We start from the raw sequence: 21,711 nt of genomic DNA, 5'->3' as shown, positions 1-21,711 counted from the left end.
AGAAATTATCCTAACTCTTTATTTACAAAATCATCGAGTTCAGAAACATTCAGCTCTATTGATTTTTCATCAGTTGGACGCTTAACCTCAATAATTCCATCACTAGCTTTTTTACCAATTGTGATTCTAAGAGGCGCACCAATTAAATCTGCATCAGCAAATTTAACTCCTGCGCGTTCGTTACGATCATCATATAAAACATCATAGTCAGCACTATATTTTTGTTCAAGACTTTCAGCCAATTTTGTTTGGTCGTCATCTTTCATCTTCATTTGAACAATATGAAGATCATAAGGAGCAATTTCTTTAGGCCAAGAAATTCCTCGTTCAGTTAAATGTTGTTCAATAACTGCAGATAGAACTCTGGTTACTCCGATTCCATATGAACCCATGATAACAGGTTGAGCCTTCCCATTTTGATCAAGGAAACTTGCGCCCATTTTATCTGTATAGTAGGTTCCCAACTTAAAGATATGACCAACTTCAATTGAAGTAGTGAATTTTAATGGTAAATGGTCAACAGGATCTGGTTCACCTTCATTTGCAACACGTAAATCACTGAATTCTTCAACTTTAAAATCACGATTTAGATTAGCATTCTTAAATTGGAATCCATCTTTGTTTGCCCCGACAATTACATTAGTCAAGTCTTTAACAGTATCGTCTGCAATAATCTTATCAGCCCAATTTGCTTCAACTGGACCAACACTACCCTTGCCAACACCTGTAATTTCCTTTAATTCTTCATCAGTAGCAACACGAACAGAATTAGCATCTAGTAAATGAGTTAACTTAACTTCATTTATCTGCTTATCACCACGAATTAAAACTAGAACGTGCTCTTTTTCATTAATAATGTATAAAACACTTTTTACTATTTTTGTTTCTGGTACTTTCAAAAATTCAGCTAAATCAGCAATTGTTTCCTGACCAGGAGTTGCAACCTCTTCTAGTTCGGCAACCTGTTCTGGATCTTGTTTAAATGTATCAATACTTTGAGCCATTTCTAGATTTGCGGAATAAGTACCTGCTTCATTAGTTGCAATGGTATCCTCACCAATTGCAGCTGGAGCCTGAAATTCCATTGAGTTTTTGCCGCCCATCGTGCCGGAATCAGCAATTACTGGGGTTACTTTGACACCGCAACGACTAAAAATTGCTTCAAATGCTTTTTTCTCATCATCAAATTGCTCATCTAATTGTTGACTAGTAGCAGCAAAACTGTATGCATCTAACATAATAAATTCACGGCTACGAAGTAAACCAAACCGAGGACGATTTTCATCACGGAACTTAGTTTGAATTTGGTAAAGCGCAATTGGCATTTGCTTATAACTCTTGAGATTTTTAGCAACAATTTCGGTAAAAGTTTCTTCATGGGTTGGCCCTAAAAGACTTTGACGTCCATGGCGATCTTTTAACTGAAACATTTCAGGACCATACTTCTGCCATCTACCTGATTCTTCCCAGAGAGTTGCTGGTAAAAGTTCAGGCATTTCCATTTCTGGAACACCTATTTTTTCCATTTCCTCTTCCATGATTTTTTCGACTTTATTTAAAACTCGAAAACCTAAAGGCAAATAAGCATAAACTCCTGCAGTAACTTGTCTTACATAGCCACCACGAAGCATCAGCTTATGGCTTTCAGCAACCGCATCTGTTGGTGCTTCTTTTAAAGTAGGTATAAATATTTTAGATTGTCGCATTAAATTCTCCCCAAATTCTTTATTTAATAAAGTAGCGATAAATATCGTTACCAGTAACTGCGATGATTAAAAGTAAGAGCAGACCAAATCCAACCAATTCAACAATAGCCTCATGGTTTTCAGAAATAGGTTTTCCACGGAAAATCTCAATAATATTAAGTAAGAATTTTCCACCATCAAGTCCAGGAATCGGTACTAAGTTTACAATTCCCAAATTAATTGAAATCATTGCTAAAAATGCCAAAAGGTATGAAAAACCCATTTGCGAAACTTGAGCCGTCTGAGAGTATATCCCAACAGGACCAGACAATTTGTTCAAACTAAAGTTTCTAATTAAACCACCTAAAGCGTTAAAAATCATTCCTGTGGTTGACACAGCTGTATTCCATCCACGTTTAGCTTTTGAAATAGCTCGATCATCACTTTGAGCTTTAATTCCTATTTGGTAAACAGTTTGACCACTGACTTTTACAACCTTTGGCTTTACCGTAGCTGTAGTAGTCTGATTGTTTTTTTCCAGAACTATTTTTAAGTTCTCGCCTTTACTTTGAGCAATTATATTAGAGACATCTTCAAATGAACTCGTCTTGTGACCATTAATCGAGACCAACTTTGCGCCCTTTTTAATCTTAGCCACATCAGCTGGCGAATTTGGTGACACTGATTGAATTGTTGTAGTTGCAGGGCCTGGAATTGTAAACGTCCAAATCATGAAAACTACAAAGCCAAGTAAAATATTCATCAAAGGTCCAGCAACATTAGTAGCAAGTTTTTGCCAAACATTTGCTTCTTGAAATTGCGTATCACGAGGTGCGATTATTAGCTCAGTCTTTGATTGGTCAATGACAGTTGCATCATGGTCAACTGAATACCTAACCGGTTTTTCTTCATCACCATTTTCATAGCCTTCGATTACCAGTTTATCTACCAAATCAGCCTTTATTACTTGAACTGGAATTCCTTCCACCGGAATATCTGATTCTGAGGCATCAATTTTGACCACTTTATTCTGATTATTTAGTTGAAGAATTACATTCATCCCAGGTGAAAGTTCAGTTTCATCGTCCTTACTTGCTAAACGAACATATCCACCTAAAGGCAGCCAGCGAATAGTATAAGTGGTTGGATTCCGTCTTACCTGAAATAGCTTAGGGCCCATCCCAATAGAAAATTCACGAACCAAAATACCGCACTTTTTTGCAACAATAAAGTGCCCGAATTCGTGAACAAACACTAATAAGCCAAAAACTACTAAGAAAATCAGTATACCTTTCATGGAATACTCCTAATGTATAATTCCTAGTAATGCCGCGAATACCGGCAAAACAAATAGCATACTATCAAATCGGTCTAAAATTCCACCGTGACCCGGTAAAATCTTACCTGAGTCTTTAACACCATAATAGCGTTTATATGCGGATTCAACTAAGTCACCCATTTGACCAACAATTGATAGAATCAGGGCAAAAACAACCATTTGCCATAGCGGATAATCGACATTGACGAAATATACATAGATAGCTGCACAAATGACCGCGCAAATAGTTCCGCCAATTGACCCTTCCCATGTTTTATTAGGACTAATCACTGGCCATAACTTGTGTTTACCTATTTTACGTCCAATCATGTAAGCGCCTGTGTCAGTTAACCAAACGACAACGAAAACATAGCAAAGTAAAGCAAAGCCGTTTGAACTATTTCTAATGCTTGCCATGTAGTGAAAACCGGTACCGATATACAGTGAGCCAAGTGTATACACTGAAACATCATCAAAAGTTGTCTTATTCTTTGATAAAACTGTCCAAGTTAACATTAACATAATTAGAGCAAAGTAAATACCGTATTTGGTCCAGTGGAACGGCATGCTCTTGATAAAACTATCAGGAACTGCCCAAGTGATTGTTGCCAATAAAGCTAGCAAAAAGTTAACAGAAACTAAAATCTGCTTTTTCATTAAAAAGATTTCACTTATTCCAACCGCTGCAAAAGCGACTGTCAGCCAATCCATCCACAAACCGCCCATAATGACGATTGGAATAAATAAAATTAAAGCAATAACTGCTGTAATTACACGTTGTTTCATATAATAATTACCTAACTATCCGTTTCATCTAATTTGCCAAAGCGGCGATGACGATTTTGAAAATCACTAACAAATTCTTGCAAGTCCTCTTTTGTAAAATCAGGCCAGTTTTTAGAGCTAAATGCAAGTTCAGAGTAAGCCAATTGCCAAAGCATAAAATTAGAGATGCGTTGTTCTCCAGAGGTTCTAATTAATAAATCAGGATCCCTAAATTCTTTAAAGCCTGCCGTCATTAGCCGATCCGAAATCAGTTCTTCAGTGATTTGATCACTGGTAAGTTGACCCGTCTCAATTAACGTACCAATTTCTTTAACCGCTGTGGTTATTTCTCTTCTTGAGCCGTAATTAAAAGCAAAATTCAGTATTAAACCAGTATTTTGCGCAGTTTCTGCCATTGCACGTTGAACTACATCATATGTCTTACGAGGTAATTCATCCAAGTAGCCCATAATATTAACTTTTACATTCTTTTCCATTAATGTCGGCATGAAATGATCAAAGAAGCGTACAGGCAAGTTCATTAAATACGCAACTTCTTCTTTTGGTCGTGCCCAGTTTTCAGTTGAAAAAGCATATAGAGACAAGACTTTTATTCCAAGTTGATCAGCTGCTAAGGTGATTCTCTCAACATTGTTCATCCCTTCGTAATGACCAGCCACACGTGGTTTGCCTTGCTTGGTAGCCCAGCGACCATTACCATCCATAATGATTGCAAGATGATTTAATTGATTTCTTTTTTCTACCATTTTTAGCCTTGAGTAATTTCCTTACGCTTTTTATCAGCTAATTCATCAATCTTTTTAGTTGCTTGATCCGTTACCTTTTGAACTTCTTTTTCAAGGTTACGTTGCTCGTCCTCAGTTATTTCATCATCTTTTTGTTGCTTCTTAAGTGAGTTCATTGCATCACGTCTTACGTTTCGAATGGCAATTTTTCCTTCTTCGGCAATTTTATTTACTTCTTTTGCAATTTCTTGGCGTCTTTCACCAGTCAATTGAGGAATAACTAGTCTAATAACTTTACCGTCATTTGCTGGTGTTAAGCCTAGATTTGAAGCAAGAAGAGCATGTTCAATATCATCGACACTGTTTTGGTCGTACGGCGTAATCAAGAGAACACGAGGTTCTGGAATAGTCACACTCGACATTTGAGTCAATGGGGTTGGTGCACCATAGTATTCAACTTGAACACCATCAAGCAAGGCTGCATTGGCAACACCGGCGCGAATAGAGCCGAGATTCTTTTCAAAAACGCTGATAGATTTCTCCATATTATCTTGCGCTTTTTTAATCGTTTCGTTATTCATTATTTTCCACCTTCAATTACAGTTCCTATATGTTCACCCATAACGACTTTTCTAATATTTCCTTCTGTATTGACGTTAAACACAATTAAAGGAATATTTGTATCCATTGAAAGTGAACTAGCAGTTCTGTCCATAACTTTCAAATCTTTGGAGATTACATCAAGTTGAGTTAGCTCATTGTACTTTTTAGCGCTTGGATCAATTTTTGGATCAGCGGAGTATACTCCGTCAACACCATTTTTAGCCATTAAAATGACATCTGCATTAATCTCAGCCGCACGTAAAGCTGCAGTGGTATCAGTTGAAAAGTATGGGTTACCGGTTCCACCACCCATGATTACTACTCTGCCTTTTTCAAGGTGACGAATTGCCTTTCTTCTAATGTAAGGCTCAGCAATTTGTCTCATTTCGATTGATGTCTGTAACCTTGTTGGCACACCTACGTGCTCTAAACCATCCTGAAGAGCTAAACCATTCATGATAGTTGCTAGCATACCCATGTAGTCTGCCTGTGAACGTTCCATTCCCAGTTTTTCACCAGTTTCACCACGCCACATGTTACCGCCACCGCAAACGATTCCAATTTCAACGCCTAGGTCGTGAACCGCTTTAATTTCTTCGGCTAAATGGCTGATAACTGTAGGATCAATTCCAGTACCTTGACTACCAGCCAGTGCTTCACCAGAAATCTTTAAAACAATTCGCTTATATTTAACTTGAGTCATGACAACCTCCTCTATTAACTTTAGTTATTCTACCATATAAAAATGGCAAATGTAGGACTACAAAACAAAAGAGCAGAATTTTATTAAGAAATTTATTTTCTCTTTAAAAGCTTTTTTAATAGAAGAAAAACACACTGATTATTTAGTATTTTCTATTGAAAATAAAAAGCACTGTCGTATTAAACAGAGCTTTTTAATCTATTATTATTTCAAATATTTTTGTGCATGTTGCGCTGCATTTCTTCCGGAATAGAATGCATATCCGGCACAAGTTCCTGGCATGTTTGGACCATATGTATCTCCAGTTAAACCACTTGCATCATTACCTGTTGCGTATACCCCTTCAATTGGTTGACCTTTTTCATCTTCAATCTCATTGTCAGGGGTTATTCTTAAACCACCCATTGTACAATATGCACCAACTGTTAACTTAAAGCCATAAAATGGTCCATCTTCAACAGTTCTTAAGTACTTTGGATCCTTACCAAATGACTTGTCCTCACCAGTTTTTACATCTTCATTGAATTTTTTTATATTTTGAACAAACTTGTCTTTTGGCAAGTTCATTTTTTCTGCTAACTCTTCTAGTGTATCGGCCTTAAAGATAAATGGTTTGTTTTCACTAACTGCTTGATCAATTTCTTCTTGTAACTTATCCATCTTATGTCCACGTTCAATGTAAACACCTAGTCCCATAAAGTTGCCCTTTTCGGCCATTTCATCAATGATCTTTTTATCTAAAATGCTGTAAACTTTATTTTGACTATACAGAGCATTGCCGGCATATGAAAAGTTATAAACGACTGATTCATCAACAAATCTCTCACCATTTTCATTTACCCATAAAAGTGGTTGTTGTCCTGCAGCCACATTCATCTGGCTCCGCATCATCTTGAATGATGGTTGACCTGGATCTTTAAGATAGCCGCCAAATAACATTGCCGTGCCCATGCCGTATTTTTGACCACCTACATGCCAACCTAATCTCAAGCCATCACCAGTGCCTTTGCCACATGAAACTGTAATCAATCTAGATAAATCATAATTGGTTTCTTTTGCCATCATTTCGTCATTGTTTAAATAGCCTCCTGTTGCCAGAATCACTACTTTGGCTGTAATTATTTCGATGTCACCGTTAGCTTCATTTTTGAGTGTTACCTTTTTATTGCCATCATAATCAATTTCTAAGTTAATTGCTGATGTAGAAGTTAAAAGTTCTCCACCCAATTTTTTAAAACGAGGCTCCAAACCATTATGCATTGCGCCATCGCCATATCCTTTATAAATATGCCACGTTGCTTCACCAGCACCCATTGCTTGAACACCTTCGTATTCGACGCCTTCATCATGTAACCATTTAATATTCTCGGCACTAGTATCCAAGTAATTACGCCAAATCCTTGAATCCGCCTTATAGCTGGAATACTCAACTTCTTCTTTTAAAACATCTAAAGTTGAAACATTAATCCCTTTTTCTTTTTGTAAATATGAACCAACTGCGAAAAGTCCTTCGCTATAATTTGCAGAACCACCTGTGTGGCGACCCTTTTCAAGCATCAAAACACTGTTACCGTTCTCGACAGCAGTTAATGCAGCAGCTTGACCAGCAGCACCCGAACCTACAACTACAACATCATAATTTTCTTTCTTTGAAATTTTCATAACCGTGTACCTCTTTAAAACTATTTATGCTTTAATAGTAAGTGCTTACAAATAAAAAATATAGACACTTTATTTTTCAACACTAGAAGTAAAAGGTTCGGATAAAGATGAATTTCACTCAATTAAATACTTTCATTACGGTAGTCGAAACAGGGAGTTTTCAAAAAGCTGCTGCAACACAGTACATTAGTCAACGCGCAGTTTCACAGTCAATTGGCAAGCTTGAAAACGAACTAGGCTTTAAATTGTTCGAGCGCGGCAAAAACAAGATTTCAATCACCTCTCAAGGACAGGAATTTTTCTTGAAAACTAAGGAAATATTACATAGCTTTTCTGTAGAAATCAATTCTCTGCGGCATGAAGCTGCCACCACCTATCAAGAACTAAAAGTTGGCTACTTTTCTCCTTTTGAAGGGGCATTGTTGCTACAAAAAATCTTTGATGCAAATCAAAAACAGCCTGAATTAAAAATCAAGATAACCGAGGAGAGTATTGAACACTTAATATCAGACGTTTCTCTCGGCATATTAGATTTAGCTTTTATCTTAGATTATGGAGAACAAGAATTTTTGACTAAGAACCTAACTAACAAGAGTATTTTTCAAAGCAAAATGGTGATTGGCGTCAGTAAACTCAATCCTTTAAGTAGCGGCTCTGTTTTTCCATTAACTGCTCTTAAAGAAAAACCTATTTTATATTATGGACCTGAGAAAACCAATTATTTAAAGCATGCCTTTCTTGCCACCTTACCTGAAGCTTATCAAAATTTACCGGTCGCTAGAATTTCAACTATTGAACAAATGCAAATTCTTGTTTCCTCTAATCAAGCTAATGCATATTATCCAGATGGCTTACTTCAACCTTCAAACTCTCCGAGTGAGAAAATTGAATATTTGCCATTAGAGGGCAACAGCAGTGCCCAAAACTACCATGTCCAAGCCATTTATCAAAAGAATACGGAAAAGAAAAAATTAATCCAGCAGTTTTTAAGCTAATAAAAAACCTCACTTAAAATTAAGTGAGGTTTTACTATTAATAATCAGTTTCGTTATCTACAGTTAATAACAAGTTATATAAGGCTCCATATAAATTAGAGTCGTTTCTAAACTTGGCTGCAACTATTTTCGGTTTGACTAATGTTTGGCCAATGATTGAATTCATTTTGCCAACTAACTTATCATAAGCCTGATTGATGCCAGAAAGTAGAATTGGTTGAGCACTAATGCCGCCACCGATTGCCACTTTATTTATATCAACTACTGTATTCATATTTAAAATTAAAGCTGCAATGTTTAAACAATAATCGTTGAAAATCTTAATTGCGTCTTCATTGCCGTTTTTAATTTCTTCAAAAGCATGAATTCCATCATTGATTTCAGAATAACCTGTTTTTTGATTTACATGCTTAACGAAGTTGACAGCAGAGCATAGATTACCGACGCTACCTTGCATTTTTTCCGGGTGGGTCAAATCAACAATCATAAAGCTCAATTCACCAGCTTGGTAATGGGAGCCTTGTAAAAGATGACCGTTAACTATGATGCCACCGCCAACACCCGTGCCTAATGTTAGTGCTGCACAGTTAGTTTCTCCTTTTAAACTTCCTAGCCAGTTTTCTGCCAGAATGCTTGCTTTACCATCGTTAAGAACAGTTACAGGGTAGTCCTTATCTTGATAGATTTCTCCAAAATCAATGCCATCAAGATAAGGAATTGCACCTCCAAAACGTATTTTTGTTCCTTCGATTTTTCCAGGAGCACAAATTGCCAAGCCTTTGATTCTATCTGTATATTTTTTAACAATTTTATCTACTGCAACTAAAAAGTCAGCTTTATTGTCAGGAGTACTTACTTTACCCTTTTCAATAATATTACCAGCTTGGTCTATTTGTGCGTATTTAATTTCTGTTCCGCCAATATCAATACTTAAATAATTTTTCATCTTCATCCTTCACCAATAGATAAATTAAAAGTTACAGCCATAAGAGCCACATACATAAAAGATTATAAACTAAAACTCAATTTTTGATTGCATTACTTTTAGACAATCAAGAATTCTACTGTATCATAAATTTTCAAAAACTGCATTTAAAAATCGCAATCTTACTTTGTGGATCACGTTTATTCTTATCTTCATGAACTTACTCATAGAAACTAATATCTAACTACTGTAGTACAAAAAGAGCCCTCCTTTAAGGAGGGTTCTTTTTTCTCTATCTTATGAAAAACGTTTCTATTTTAGACAAAAATTTTATCCGACAGCTAAGAAAAATGCTAGCGCATCTAGAATGATACCCATAGCAAAAACTAAATTATTGCTTAACTTAGAAAAGGACTTTTCAACGCTTAAATATATACATATTGTTCCAACTACCACTGCAATCATCATTATGTCAAAGCCCATATACTTTACCTCGCTTTAAAATTCATCTAATTATATTTTTCCATATAGAAATTAGCCAGTAAATTCGTTTAGTTTTATTTTAGAATTACTTTAGTAACTTTAGTTTTCTTTAAGAATAAAAAACCTTATCCTAATGGACAAGGTTTTTAGAAAATCGTTTTTTGATTTTAACGACTATTTAATTTGTTCTTGAACTTCAGCAGCAAAGTCTTCTTGCTTCTTCTCGATACCTTCGCCAACTTCGTAGCGAGTGTATGCAGCAACTTCACAACCTTCAGATTTAGCGTATTCTGCAACTGTCATATCGCCATCTTTAACGTAAGGTTGGTCAACCAAGCAAATTTCGCTTAAGTACTTGTTAACACGACCTTCAACGATCTTAGGAATAATGTTTGCAGGTTTACCTTCGTTTTCAGTTTCCTTAGTGAAAACTGCCTTTTGACGATCAAAATCAGCCTTTGGAACAGAAGCTTTATCTAAGTATTCAGGGTTAATAGCAGCAACGTGCATTGCAATGTTCTTAGCTGCTTCTTCGTTGTCACCCTTTAAAGTAACAACAGCAACAATTGATCCACCATTATGCTTGTAAGCGCCAAATACTTCATCATCATTCTTGCTGATTAAATCAAATCTTCTTAAAGTGATCTTTTCACCGATAACAGCAGTCAAGTTGGTAATTTCTTCACCGATTGTTGACCCAGCCATTGGAGCCTTTAAAGCTTCTTCTACGTTAGCAGGCTTTGCAGCAAGAATTGCCTTTGTTACATCATCAACTAACTTAATGAACTTATCGTTTGATGAAACAAAGTCAGTTTCTGAGTTAATTTCAACTAATGCAGCTGTGTTACCAGAGAATGCATATTCAGCCAAACCTTCAGCTGCAATTCGACCACTCTTCTTAGCAGCTTTTGCAACACCGTTTTCTCTTAAAATATCAATTGCCTTTTCAACGTCTCCATCAGCTTGAACTAAAGCTTTCTTGGAGTCCATCATTCCGGCACCAGTACGATCACGTAACTCTTTAACTTGTTTAGCAGTAATATTTGCCATTGATGTATCCTTTCAAATAAAAGATATTTAACTAGTCTTCGTCTGAAGTTTCTTCAGCTTCAGTTGCTTCTTCAGCACCATCAGCTGCAGCATTCTTAGTCATTTCAGCTTCTACGTCAGCGTTATTGTCATCTTGACCTTGCTTACCTTCAATAACGGCATCTGCCATCGCGCCTGAAATTAAGCGAATAGCACGAATAGCGTCATCGTTTGAAGGAATAACAACATCTACTGGATCTGGATCAGTGTTAGTGTCAACCATTGCAACAACTGGAATACCAAGAACGTTTGCTTCGTGAACAGCAATCTTTTCCTTCTTAGGATCAACAACAAACATTACGTCTGGGATTCTAGGCATGTCTTCAATACCACCTAAGAATCTTTCAAGCTTGTCCTTTTCCTTAGTTAATAAAGATGCTTCCTTCTTTGGTAATACATCAAAAGTACCATCTTCTGACATCTTCTTAAGGTCCTTTAATCTTTGCACACGACTTTGAATAGTCTTCCAGTTGGTTAAAGTACCACCAAGCCAACGTTGGTTAATGTAATATTGACCAGCACGAGTTGCTTCTTCAGCAATTGAGTCTTGAGCTTGTTTCTTAGTACCTACAAAAAGAATTACACCACCGTCTTGAGCAACTGCTCTAACGAATGAGTATGCGTCATCCAACATCTTGATTGTCTTTTGCAAATCAATGATGTAGATACCATTTCTTTGAGTAAAGATGTAAGGAGCCATTTTTGGATCCCATCTTCTAGTTTGGTGACCGAAGTGGACACCAGCTTCAAGTAATTGTTTCATTGAAACTACTGACATAATTAACTTCCTCCTATGGTTTTATACCTCTCAAGCGATCATTTCAACGTTTCACCAGTGTGTGGCACCAAAACGTTGATCACTCTTGATGTTTCTTACTTGTGTGTTTAACACACAAGTAAAATAATACTAAATTTAGGCTTAAGAATCAAGGCTAAAAATCAACTGATCGTTCACGCAAAAAATTTTCCTTCCACTGGCGTGTATGATGCTTAAACCAGTACTCTCTTTTCAATGCTAATTGCTTATCTTGAAATTTTTCGTGATAAATCATTTTGACAGGTCTTCTAGTCTTAGTATATTTTGCCCCTTTACCAGTGTTATGTGCAGTTAACCGTTTTTGTAGGTCATTTGTAAAGCCGCCATAAAAACTACCGTCATTGCACAACAAAACATAAAAATAGTAACTTTTTCCTTCATCATGTTTTTGCCGCTCTTCATCAGTTTCACGAATTACTTTTTGAATCACAGGTAAAAAATCACCGTTTTCATCATGAACTTCAATCGCATCCCTCAAAACCAAGCCATCTGTTGCCGTGTGCTTAACAGCTTCAATAATAACTAAATTTGCATCATCTCCACGATGAGATACATACGGCTGTACAAATTTGATACTTAAATCGTGCTTTATGCAAAAATATGCAATTTCGTTAAGACGTTCAGGTCGATGTACCATATACATTTTTCCCTTCATCTTAAGAAGATCACTGGCAACCATAATTATTTCTTCTAAGTTAATTAACAATTCATGACGTGCAATTGCTTTTTTAGGATCAGGATTTACCTTATGATTCTTTGCCACTTTAAAATATGGTGGATTAACCACAACTACATCATAAGAATCTTTACGTAAAAATTCAGGTGCATCCTTAACATTTTTTTGATGAACTTGAATACGGTTTTCCATTTGATTTAATTCAACCGATCGCCTAGCTTGTGAAGCAGCCTCATCTTGAATTTCAATTGCATCATACTTAGCTCGATTAAAATATGCCATATAAATTGTTGCAGCACAGTTTCCTGCACAGAGATCAGCAACTTTCGAACTATCTTTAATTGATTCTTTAGCTTCTGCTGCCAGTAATAATGTGTCTAACGAAAAGCTAAAGGCATCTTTGTCCTGAACAATTTTAAGATTATCGCTATACATATAATCAATTCGTTCATTTTTTGACAAATTTACCATAAAAATTTCTTCCTCTCCTCAAGCTCTGTTATAATATTTTACATCATTGGAGGAAATAATGTTTTATCATATCATTCGCCCAATTGCCCGCTTTATTGTCTGGCTACTAAATGGGCATTTACATGTTAATCATAAAGAACGTATCCCAGATGGGAATTATATTTTGGCAGCTCCGCATCGCACGTGGTGGGAACCGATTTTGTTTGCTTTAGCTGCAAGTCCAAAAGAATTCATGTTTATGACAAAAATTGAATTATTTAAATATCCTGTTTTAAATTTCATTTTAAAGCATGCACATGCCTTTCCAGTTGACCGTAAAAATCCTGGTCCATCTGCTCTAAAGACACCTATCAAGGGACTAAAAAATGGGAATTATTCATTAATTATCTTTCCATCTGGAACCAGACATTCCGCCGAACTAAAAGGCGGAACTATTGCAATTGCAAAGCTATCCGGTAAGCCAATTGTTCCCGTTGTTTATCAAGGTCCTCTGACCTTTACAGGACTTCTAAAGAGAAAACCACTTGAGGTTTGCTTTGGCGACCCTATTCAAGTTGATCGAAAAGTCAAACTAACACATGAAAATGAAGCAATGTTAGATAATCAGCTTAAAGAAGCTTGGAATAAGATTGATCAAGAACAGAATCCTAATTTTCATTATCAACCAAAGTAAAAACAGACAAAATGAAAAGATTAAACTTTAATAAGTTTAATCTTTTTTTGTAGTGTTAAAATAATTACGACTGTAATTGAATGGAGGAAGTCAAAAAATTGTTAGAGAAAACATTTTATAAAATGATGTTAAGTAAGTCTTTTCCTTTCCCAGTGAAAGTAACCTATTGGGATGGTAAGAGTGAAGTTTATGGCAATGGCAACCCAAACATTGAAATCATTTTTAATGAAAAAATTCCAGTTAATGAAATCACCCGTAATGCTTCATTAGCCCTCGGCGAAGCATACATGGATAAAAAGATTGAAATCAAGGGCAGTATACAGGAACTTATCCTTGGAGCTTATGAAAGCCCAAACAGTTTTATGCGGTCTAGTAAATTCCGCAAATTTATGCCTAAGCAAAATCATACTGAACAACAGAGTGAAAAAGACGTTCAAAGTCACTATGATATCGGTAATGATTTCTATAAGTTGTGGCTTGACCCTACGATGACCTACTCATGTGCATACTTCAAGGAAGGTAATCAAGACGACCTTGAAAAGGCTCAAATTGATAAAATCAATCACATTCTTGATAAACTACATCCACAAAAAGGTAAAACTCTTTTAGATATAGGTTGTGGCTGGGGAACGCTTATGTTGACTGCAGCCAAAGAATATGATCTTAAGGTTACTGGTGTAACTTTAAGCGAAGAACAATATAAACTTGTTCAAAAGAAAATTTACGATGAAAATCTACAGGATCAGGTAGAAGTTAAGCTAGAAGACTATCGCGAACTTGGCGATCAACAATGGGATTACATTACTTCAGTTGGCATGTTTGAGCATGTTGGTAAAGAAAATCTTGGTCAGTATTTTAATGACGTTGCAAAATACCTTAAAAAAGACGGCGTTGCCCTAATCCACGGAATTACCCGCCAACAAGGTGGCGCTAGCAATGCTTGGATTGATAAGTACATCTTCCCAGGTGGCTATATCCCAGGACTAGATGAAAATGTTCATCATATTGTTGTCGAAAATGGTATGCAAATTGATGACATGGAAATGTTAAGACGCCATTATCAACGAACAATTGAAATTTGGGATAAAAACTTTAACAATCATCGTGATGTTATTCAGAAAAACATGGGTGAGCGCTTCACTAGAATGTGGGATCTTTATTTACAAGCATGTGCTGCCTCCTTTGAATCAGGAAATATTGACGTAGTTCAATATCTCCTAACCAAAGGGCCGTCTGGTAAAAACTTACCAATGACTCGTGATTACATGCTTAAAAATTAAAACAGATGAGTTATAACTCGATTTTAAAAAGATTTAGTTACGTATTTTATCGTAACTAGTCTTTTTTATTTTGAATTAGAAATTTTTGCTAAAAATAAAAATAACCTTCGAATTCAATTATGATATCGAAAGTTGTTTTATTAACTATTTAACTTCTATATTGTTACATCTTAAAAATTTTGCCAGGGTTAACCACTTCATTAGGATCAAACAACTTCTTAACTTGACGTAAAAGCTCAGTGTAGTCGTGACCATAAAAATCTTCATAGTAACCAGCGCGAGCATAACCAATACCGTGTTCGCCGGACATATTACCATCAAGTGATTTAGCTGTCTTGTATAATTCAGAAATTACTTTATCACTTGTCTTAGCGTATTCTTCATCAGACATGTCGTCAGAGCAAAGATAAATATGTAGGTTTCCATCGCCAGCATGTCCAAAGTTTGGAATTCTAATATTCAATTCGTTTTCAAGCTCTTCAATACGATCTAAAACCTCTGGAATGTGGTTAATCGGAACACAGACATCGATTTCATCCATCTTTGGAGTTGACTTTTGAATTGCAAGAAGTAATTCTTCACGACATTTCCAAATTTTCTTAGCTTCTTCTGAATCGGCATTCAATATAACTGCATCTTCAGCTTTAAACTCTTTTACAGCTTCCAATGCTTGTTTCAATTCTGCTTGCCACTCCTCTTCAGTAAATGAATCGAGACCCATGATAATAAAGCCATTACCATTTTTAATTGGGAATTCGTCATTTGCATATTTTTCCCATAAGTTAATCACTTTACGTCCCATAAATTCAACTGTAGTTGGAACAACACCGGAAGCAAGGATTGCTGGAACAGATCTAATTGCATCATTCAAAGTTGGGAAAGGAATAATTGCATTAATTGATTTACGTGGTTTTGGATATAGTCTTAGTGTAACTTCAGTAACAACGCCAAGCGTACCTTCTGAACCAATAATCAAATCTTTTAGAGAATAACCAGATGAAGATTTAACTGCTTTTGAGCCAAACTTATACAATTTTCCGTTAGTTAAAACAACCTTTAATTCGCGGATGTGCTCTCTTGTAACACCATACTTGATTGCCTTTAAACCACCAGCATTTGTGTCAACATTACCACCAATTGTAGCCCAGTGCATAGCAGGTGCTGGCATATAAGTAAAAGGCTTATCAGCAAGATATTCTTCAATATCCTTTAATCTGATTCCGGCTTGAACTGTCATAGTTAACCCATCCGGATCATATTCTAAAATACGGTTCATTTTAACCATATCGAGTGAGATACCACCATCAACAGATAAATTGGCACCCATTAACCCAGTTGAATTACCACGTGGTACCAAAGGAATATGATGATCACTCGCATATTTAACAACATTTTCTACTTCTTGATTAGTAACTGGTTGAATTACTAATTCTGGCATTGCTGTTACTGTTCTAAATTGGTCATGATCCCAATGTTTAGTTGGCTCTGTAACAAAACGTTCAGGTTCTGAAATAAATTTACGTAAATTTTCACGATCAGTATCATTAATTTGATGGTATTCCATTTCAAACTTCCTATTTCTAAAACATAAATATTTTTAATTGTTATTATAATTAATTTACATCTTTGTGTAACCGCTGTCAACGATTGGTGTAAAAGAAAAGCACGGGATAATTAAATAACCCGTGCATAAACTTAATTTTGACTGTTTTGCAACTTATATAAGTTGTAGTAATAACCTTTTTGAGCTAATAATTGTTCATGATTTCCATGTTCAACTATTTTACCATCGTTTAAAACGATAATTTGATCAGCATCAACAATTGTCGACAATCGGTGTGCAATGGCCAAAGTAGTTCGACCTTTTCTTAAACTCTTTAAGGCAGTTTGAATTAATGTTTCAGTTTCAGTATCAACGTTAGCCGTTGCTTCATCAAGAACTAAAATTTTCGGATCAGTGACTAAAGTACGTGCAAATGAAATCAGTTGTCGTTGTCCCTGGCTGAACTCGCTGCCACCTTCACCAACCTTGGCATGATATTTACCGGGAAGATTTTCGATAAACCCGTCTGCTTGAACAGTTTTTGCTGCATTCTTAATTTCTTCATCAGTGATATTTTTATTATAGAGTCTAATATTGGAATTGACATCACCATAAAACATGAATGGTTCCTGTAAAACTAGACCCAGCTTTTTGCGGAGCTCTTCTTTTGGATACTTCTTTATATCTACACCATCAATTAATACTTGCCCCTTGTAGAATTCATAAAAACGCATCATTACATTGATAATTGAACTCTTACCGGAACCAGTATGTCCAACAATTCCCAGGGTTTCTCCTGGATTAACAGTAAAAGAAATGTCATGCAATATTTCATTTTTACCATCATATGAAAAGCTCACATGCTTAAATTCAATTTTACCTTTAGTAATTGTTACGCCTTTTTCAGCTTGCTGCTCAGGCTCAAAATCTGTATTATCAAGGATTCTAAAGATTCTTTTTCCTGCAACAATTCCATCTTGGAAAAAGGTCATTTGATCCATCATATTAGCAATTGGATTGAAAAACTGTGAGATATATTGTGAAAATGCGTAAACCACACCTGCAGGGACAAAAGTCTCACGTAGTGGAAAACCAAAGTACATTAGGGTTAAAGCAAGTGCTATCGAGTAAAGCATACTCGTTAACGGTGATAAAAGTAATGAATTAAGGTTTATCATACTAAACCGAGTTTTCATTAAAGAAGTGTTTTCATGTTCAAAATTATCAGTCATCCGCTTTTCTTGTTTGAATTGCTGAATTAAAGAAACCCCTTCAATTGATTCGTTTAAATTCGTATTAATGCGACTTAAGCGCTCGCGATAATTTCGGTATAACTTTGAACTTCTCTTAGAATATTGCCAAATAATTAGCAATAAAATGGGTAAAAATGCCAAAACAATTAAACCAGCATAGAAGTTAGTCGTAAACATCGCTACTAGAGCGGAAATAATTGAGAAGAATGACATGACTACACTTGAAAGTACAACTAAGAAGTTGCTCAAAGTCATCGTATCGTTAGTAACACGCGAAACGATTGACCCGGCTGGAGTTTGATCAAAATAGCGCATTCCCAAGCTTTGCAATTGCTTATATAATGCTGACCGTAAACTCTCAAGCGATTTTTCAGAACCTAAAGCAAAAAAGTACTCGTAAGTAAACTGCAAAACCGCTTTGATAACTGAACCAAAAGCATATAAGAAACCAGCAAATAAGATGATTTGGGTTGTAACACTCTCTTTGACTAAGTAATTGTCCAAAAAGAACTGCAGTCCGTATGGCAAAAGCATGTTGATTACACTAACCAAAAATGCTCCAATACCCGCAATAATCATTTCATTTTTGAACCGCATTACAAAGCGCATCAAACGCTTGAAGATGCTAATTTGTTCTTTTACAGGTATTTCTTTTGACCAGACAGATTCATAATTACTTTGATCGTCCATCTTATTCACCTACCTTTGCTTCTAATTCTTGGCGTTGCCACATGTCTGCATACCAGCCGTTTTCTGCTAACAGCTGATCATGCGTACCTCTTTCAACAATTTGACCGTCTTTTAGAACCAAAATTAAATCGGCATTCATAACTGAGGTCAGTCTGTGCGTAGCAATTAAAGTGGTTTTACCTTCACGCTCTTTACTTAGTGACTCTAAAATTGCCATTTCAGTTTTTGCGTCAACAGCGGATAAAGCATCATCTAGGACTAAAATTTGACTTTGCTTCAATAAGGCCCGTGCAATTGACATTCTTTGCTTCTGTCCACCAGAAAGAGAAACACCATTTTCACCAACAAGAGTGTTGTAACCACCAGGCATTTGCAAAATATCATTGTGCAAATCACTCTTTTTAGCGGCTGACTCAATCGCACTCTCATCTGAATTTGCATCTGAAAAAGCAATATTCTTTTGAATACTGGTTGAGAAAAGATAATTATCTTGCGGAACATATGAAATCTGACGCAATAAAACATTTAATGGTATTTCTCTAATGTCATGACCATTTAATGTGATTTTCCCATCATATTTATCAAATTCGCGCAGCAATAGTTGAATGATTGTAGTTTTACCTGCTCCAACCTTCCCAACTAGTCCAAGTGTCTGCCCTGTTTTTAGAGTGAAATCAATATTATGCAGCACAGGAATTTGTGGCTCATCAGGATAGGCAAAGGATTTTACTTGGTATTTCAAATCACCTGCAATATCTTGAGCCTGAAGGCTTTGATCAGCATGTTGATCGGTAATTTCAGGTTTTTCATCAAGTAGTTTTTCAACTCGATCATAGCTTGCGCTACCTCGCTCAAGGATATTAAATAGGTAACCAATTGCAAACATGGGCCAAACCATATTCCCGATATAGGCAATAAATGATACAAGTTGCCCAATTGATAAAGCCTTGTGACTAACCAACAATCCACCATAAATAATAGTTATTGTATAGGTCAGTCCAATAAGAAGCGTTCCCAATGGGTCAAATAATGAATCCCACTTAAAGACACGCTTATTGATTTTTATCGTATCATTAACCATGTCATTGAAGACTTCAGTATCTTCTTTTCCTTGACCAAAGGTTTTTAGGACCTTAATCCCGGAAATCGATTCCTGAGTTTTATTGTTTAAACGAGAAAAAGCAGCCTGAGATTCATCAAACGCACCGTATAGCTGATCGCCTAATTTCCATGCCCCCCAGGCAAGAAATGGTAATGGAATAAGTGCAACGATTGTTAACCGCCAATCAACAAATACTATCATTGCGACCATTGTTGTTACACTCATCAAAAGTGAATCAACTAGTGTCAATACACCTTCACCCGCAACTTCCTGAATCGCTGAAACATCATTTGTGGCATGTGCCATTAGGTCACCTGTTCTATGGCGTTGATAGAATGTACGATCCATTTCCATAAAGTGCTCAAACAGTTTAGAGCGCATTTGCAATTCTAATTCGGCTGCACCACCCCAAATTTGACGACGCCAAAAATAGCGGAAAGCATATAAAACTAACGCAGCTAGTACAATGGCTAAGATTAGGGTCGCATATTCTTGCCAAGAAATATGACCTTTATCTAATTGATCAGCCATTAAACCCAAAATTCTTGGTGGTACTAAGTTAATTACTGAAGTCAGTGCTAGAAAAGCAACACCGATTAAATAGCGTTTCTTTTCCTTTTTAAAAAACCAGCCTAACTTAAAAAATATACCCATTTTTCACCTGTCTTTCAAAATAAAAAGGCGGAAGAAACAATCCTCCGTCTGATGTCAATCTAGTTAAGATTTTATTTTTGATGTTTCATCATGTTCATCACTTGGTTTACCTTTTTAGCAGAAGGTTTTTGACCCATTTGTGACATCATGGCAACAATCATATCTTCACTGATTGGTGGATTATCTTTAAAATATTTCTTCATGTATGCTCTAGCACCATAAAAGCCGCCAATAAGACCTATTAGCAGCGCTACAATAATTAATACAATTGCTAATCCTAAATTCATAAAATAATCACCTCAATTTGTCCAATAGTTATATCTTACCTAAAAAATAAGTAAATTAAAAGCTATAAATCAGTCTTTTCTCAAGCCTTTCTTACGCTGTGCTTTTTTTGCTTTTTCGGAAGTTACTTCTTTACCATTTTTATCTACGATAACCAAGTCTTCGACATCTTGTTTAAAGCCAGCACGGAAATTTCTGATAAATTCTTTGTGAAGTTTTTGTCGCTCCTCTTCTTCTTCTTTAGTTAATCCCTGAGCTTCTTTCTTATGGTATAATTCATTGATTCTATCAGTTAGTTTTTTTTCTTGTTCTTCAGTTAATCTTTGTTCATTATTTTCAGTCATTTTTGCACCTCTCATTTGTAAAAGTCTACCTTACTTTTTGGATAAAAAAAAGAATAATTATTTAGAACGCCTGTTTGTATTAGGCAACATTATTTGTTAGAATGTAGTTAATACAAAGAATTAACTAACGAATGGGAGAAAAAAATGACCAATAAGCAAAGTTCTAAGCAACTACAAATTCTTCGTTATATATATGATACCGTTGAAAAACGTGGATTCCCTCCCACTGTTAGAGAAATTTGCCAAGGAGTTGAACTCTCATCAACTTCTACAGTTCACGGTCATCTTTCTAGATTAGAAAGAAAAGGCTTAATTGTTAAGGACGCAACTAAACCTCGAGCACTAGAAATAACAGAAGAAGGCAAAAAGGCACTTGGTGTCAAGCCTACTGATATTCCCGTTGTTGGTGATGTCACAGCAGGTCAACCAATTTTAGCCGTTGAAGATATTGAAGATTATTTCCCACTTCCTCCCGATTTAGCTAATGATGCTGGCGACTTATTTATGCTACGAGTTCACGGCGAAAGCATGATTAACGCTGGTATTTTAAACGGAGACAATGTGATTGTCCGTAAACAAAGCTCTGCTACTAACGGTGAGATTGTTGTTGCAATGACCGATGAAAATGAAGCAACCGTCAAGCGGTTCTATAAAGAAAAAGATCATTACCGTTTACAGCCAGAAAATGATACTATGGCACCAATACTCTTGAACAGCGTTCATATCTTAGGTAAAGTGGTTGGCTTATATCGAAACAACATTATTTAGAAACTATTTATTACACCATTGAAATTTACGAACTAGTTTTATTCGGAATTCAATGGTTTTTTTCTACATTTTTTGAGTCGCATCTAAATAAAGCAGAAATGCAAAATTTGTCCTTTTATCTTTCCACAGCAATTATTAAAATGTAATTCACAATTTTTTGAAGTTATCTCAGTATTGAATG

The 21,711-nt window shown here is 35.9% G+C and carries 20 protein-coding genes and 1 pseudogene; 5 read left to right on the top strand and 16 right to left on the bottom strand.

Annotated features, from left to right (window positions below):
• Positions 1-5 precede the first annotated feature (5 nt).
• The 7 genes from H3R21_RS00905 to H3R21_RS00875 form a co-directional block, all read right to left on the bottom strand.
• Positions 6-1,706 (bottom strand): proline--tRNA ligase, encoded by a 1,701-nt coding sequence (locus H3R21_RS00905; protein WP_198182379.1) that lies wholly within the window; start codon positions 1,704-1,706, stop codon positions 6-8.
• Positions 1,707-1,725: 19 nt separating this feature from the next.
• On the bottom strand, positions 1,726-2,982 hold the full coding sequence (gene rseP / locus H3R21_RS00900) for an RIP metalloprotease RseP (protein ID WP_198182378.1): 1,257 nt from the start codon (positions 2,980-2,982) through the stop codon (positions 1,726-1,728).
• Between the two features lie 9 nt (positions 2,983-2,991).
• Positions 2,992-3,789: a phosphatidate cytidylyltransferase gene (locus tag H3R21_RS00895; RefSeq protein WP_046307055.1), complete on the bottom strand. Its 798-nt coding sequence runs from the start codon at positions 3,787-3,789 to the stop codon at positions 2,992-2,994.
• A gap of 11 nt (positions 3,790-3,800) precedes the next feature.
• Positions 3,801-4,535, bottom strand: a complete 735-nt coding sequence (locus H3R21_RS00890) for an isoprenyl transferase (RefSeq protein ID WP_198182377.1) — start codon at positions 4,533-4,535, stop codon at positions 3,801-3,803.
• A gap of 2 nt (positions 4,536-4,537) precedes the next feature.
• Positions 4,538-5,095: a ribosome recycling factor gene (gene frr, locus H3R21_RS00885; protein ID WP_198182376.1), complete on the bottom strand. Its 558-nt coding sequence runs from the start codon at positions 5,093-5,095 to the stop codon at positions 4,538-4,540.
• Entirely contained in the window at positions 5,095-5,820 is a 726-nt protein-coding gene (gene pyrH / locus H3R21_RS00880) for a UMP kinase (RefSeq protein ID WP_046307061.1), read from the bottom strand. Before pyrH ends, frr begins: the two co-directional genes overlap by 1 nt.
• Before the next feature lie 204 nt (positions 5,821-6,024).
• Positions 6,025-7,482 carry an FAD-dependent oxidoreductase gene (locus H3R21_RS00875; RefSeq protein ID WP_198182375.1) on the bottom strand — a complete coding sequence of 486 codons (1,458 nt, stop codon included), beginning with the start codon at positions 7,480-7,482 and terminating at the stop codon, positions 6,025-6,027.
• Positions 7,483-7,589: 107 nt separating this feature from the next.
• On the opposite strand from H3R21_RS00875, the pseudogene H3R21_RS07540 reads away from it, so the two are divergent.
• Positions 7,590-7,763, top strand: a pseudogene (locus tag H3R21_RS07540) (LysR family transcriptional regulator); the annotation flags it as partial.
• Positions 7,764-7,784: 21 nt separating this feature from the next.
• Entirely contained in the window at positions 7,785-8,477 is a 693-nt protein-coding gene (locus H3R21_RS00870) for a LysR family transcriptional regulator substrate-binding protein (protein WP_232352277.1), read from the top strand.
• A 37-nt stretch (positions 8,478-8,514) separates the two neighbouring features.
• On the opposite strand, the gene H3R21_RS00865 is transcribed toward H3R21_RS00870, so the two are convergent.
• The 4 genes from H3R21_RS00865 to H3R21_RS00850 form a co-directional block, all read right to left on the bottom strand.
• Positions 8,515-9,429, bottom strand: a complete 915-nt coding sequence (locus H3R21_RS00865; RefSeq protein WP_198182373.1) for an ROK family protein — start codon at positions 9,427-9,429, stop codon at positions 8,515-8,517.
• A 630-nt stretch (positions 9,430-10,059) separates the two neighbouring features.
• The gene (gene tsf, locus H3R21_RS00860) at positions 10,060-10,935 is read right to left on the bottom strand and encodes a translation elongation factor Ts (RefSeq protein WP_074425200.1); all 876 of its coding nucleotides are present in this window, start codon (positions 10,933-10,935) and stop codon (positions 10,060-10,062) included.
• 31 nt (positions 10,936-10,966) lie between these two features.
• Complete coding sequence (gene rpsB, locus H3R21_RS00855; RefSeq protein WP_046307068.1) at positions 10,967-11,752, bottom strand: 30S ribosomal protein S2; 786 nt, start codon at positions 11,750-11,752, stop codon at positions 10,967-10,969.
• Between the two features lie 154 nt (positions 11,753-11,906).
• Positions 11,907-12,938 carry a GIY-YIG nuclease family protein gene (locus tag H3R21_RS00850; RefSeq protein ID WP_198182372.1) on the bottom strand — a complete coding sequence of 344 codons (1,032 nt, stop codon included), beginning with the start codon at positions 12,936-12,938 and terminating at the stop codon, positions 11,907-11,909.
• 58 nt (positions 12,939-12,996) lie between these two features.
• Here H3R21_RS00850 and H3R21_RS00845 point away from each other — a divergent pair, with 58 nt between their 5' ends.
• Positions 12,997-13,611: a 1-acyl-sn-glycerol-3-phosphate acyltransferase gene (locus tag H3R21_RS00845; protein WP_198182371.1), complete on the top strand. Its 615-nt coding sequence runs from the start codon at positions 12,997-12,999 to the stop codon at positions 13,609-13,611.
• A gap of 98 nt (positions 13,612-13,709) precedes the next feature.
• Positions 13,710-14,891, top strand: a complete 1,182-nt coding sequence (locus H3R21_RS00840) for a cyclopropane-fatty-acyl-phospholipid synthase family protein (protein ID WP_198182370.1) — start codon at positions 13,710-13,712, stop codon at positions 14,889-14,891.
• 163 nt (positions 14,892-15,054) lie between these two features.
• Here the strand turns inward: H3R21_RS00840 and H3R21_RS00835 are convergent, their stop codons facing one another.
• From H3R21_RS00835 to H3R21_RS00815, 5 genes are all read right to left on the bottom strand, one after another.
• Entirely contained in the window at positions 15,055-16,455 is a 1,401-nt protein-coding gene (locus H3R21_RS00835; protein ID WP_198182369.1) for an FAD-binding oxidoreductase, read from the bottom strand.
• Between the two features lie 131 nt (positions 16,456-16,586).
• Positions 16,587-18,377, bottom strand: a complete 1,791-nt coding sequence (locus H3R21_RS00830; RefSeq protein WP_198182368.1) for an ABC transporter ATP-binding protein — start codon at positions 18,375-18,377, stop codon at positions 16,587-16,589.
• Between the two features lies 1 nt (position 18,378).
• On the bottom strand, positions 18,379-20,133 hold the full coding sequence (locus H3R21_RS00825) for an ABC transporter ATP-binding protein (protein ID WP_198182367.1): 1,755 nt from the start codon (positions 20,131-20,133) through the stop codon (positions 18,379-18,381).
• A gap of 71 nt (positions 20,134-20,204) precedes the next feature.
• Positions 20,205-20,420 (bottom strand): YneF family protein, encoded by a 216-nt coding sequence (locus H3R21_RS00820; protein WP_074425186.1) that lies wholly within the window; start codon positions 20,418-20,420, stop codon positions 20,205-20,207.
• Between the two features lie 69 nt (positions 20,421-20,489).
• Positions 20,490-20,762, bottom strand: a complete 273-nt coding sequence (locus tag H3R21_RS00815; protein WP_046307087.1) for a DUF896 domain-containing protein — start codon at positions 20,760-20,762, stop codon at positions 20,490-20,492.
• 144 nt (positions 20,763-20,906) lie between these two features.
• Between H3R21_RS00815 and lexA the strand changes: the two genes are divergently transcribed.
• Complete coding sequence (gene lexA / locus H3R21_RS00810) at positions 20,907-21,530, top strand: transcriptional repressor LexA (protein WP_046307089.1); 624 nt, start codon at positions 20,907-20,909, stop codon at positions 21,528-21,530.
• Positions 21,531-21,711: the final 181 nt, after the last annotated feature.

It is taken from the genome of Lactobacillus sp. W8172 (genome assembly GCF_016102055.1).
GTDB classification, from domain to species: domain Bacteria; phylum Bacillota; class Bacilli; order Lactobacillales; family Lactobacillaceae; genus Lactobacillus; species Lactobacillus apis_A.
The sequence above is the reverse complement of the archived record's forward strand: the minus strand, read 5'-3'. Positions and strand labels throughout refer to the sequence as shown.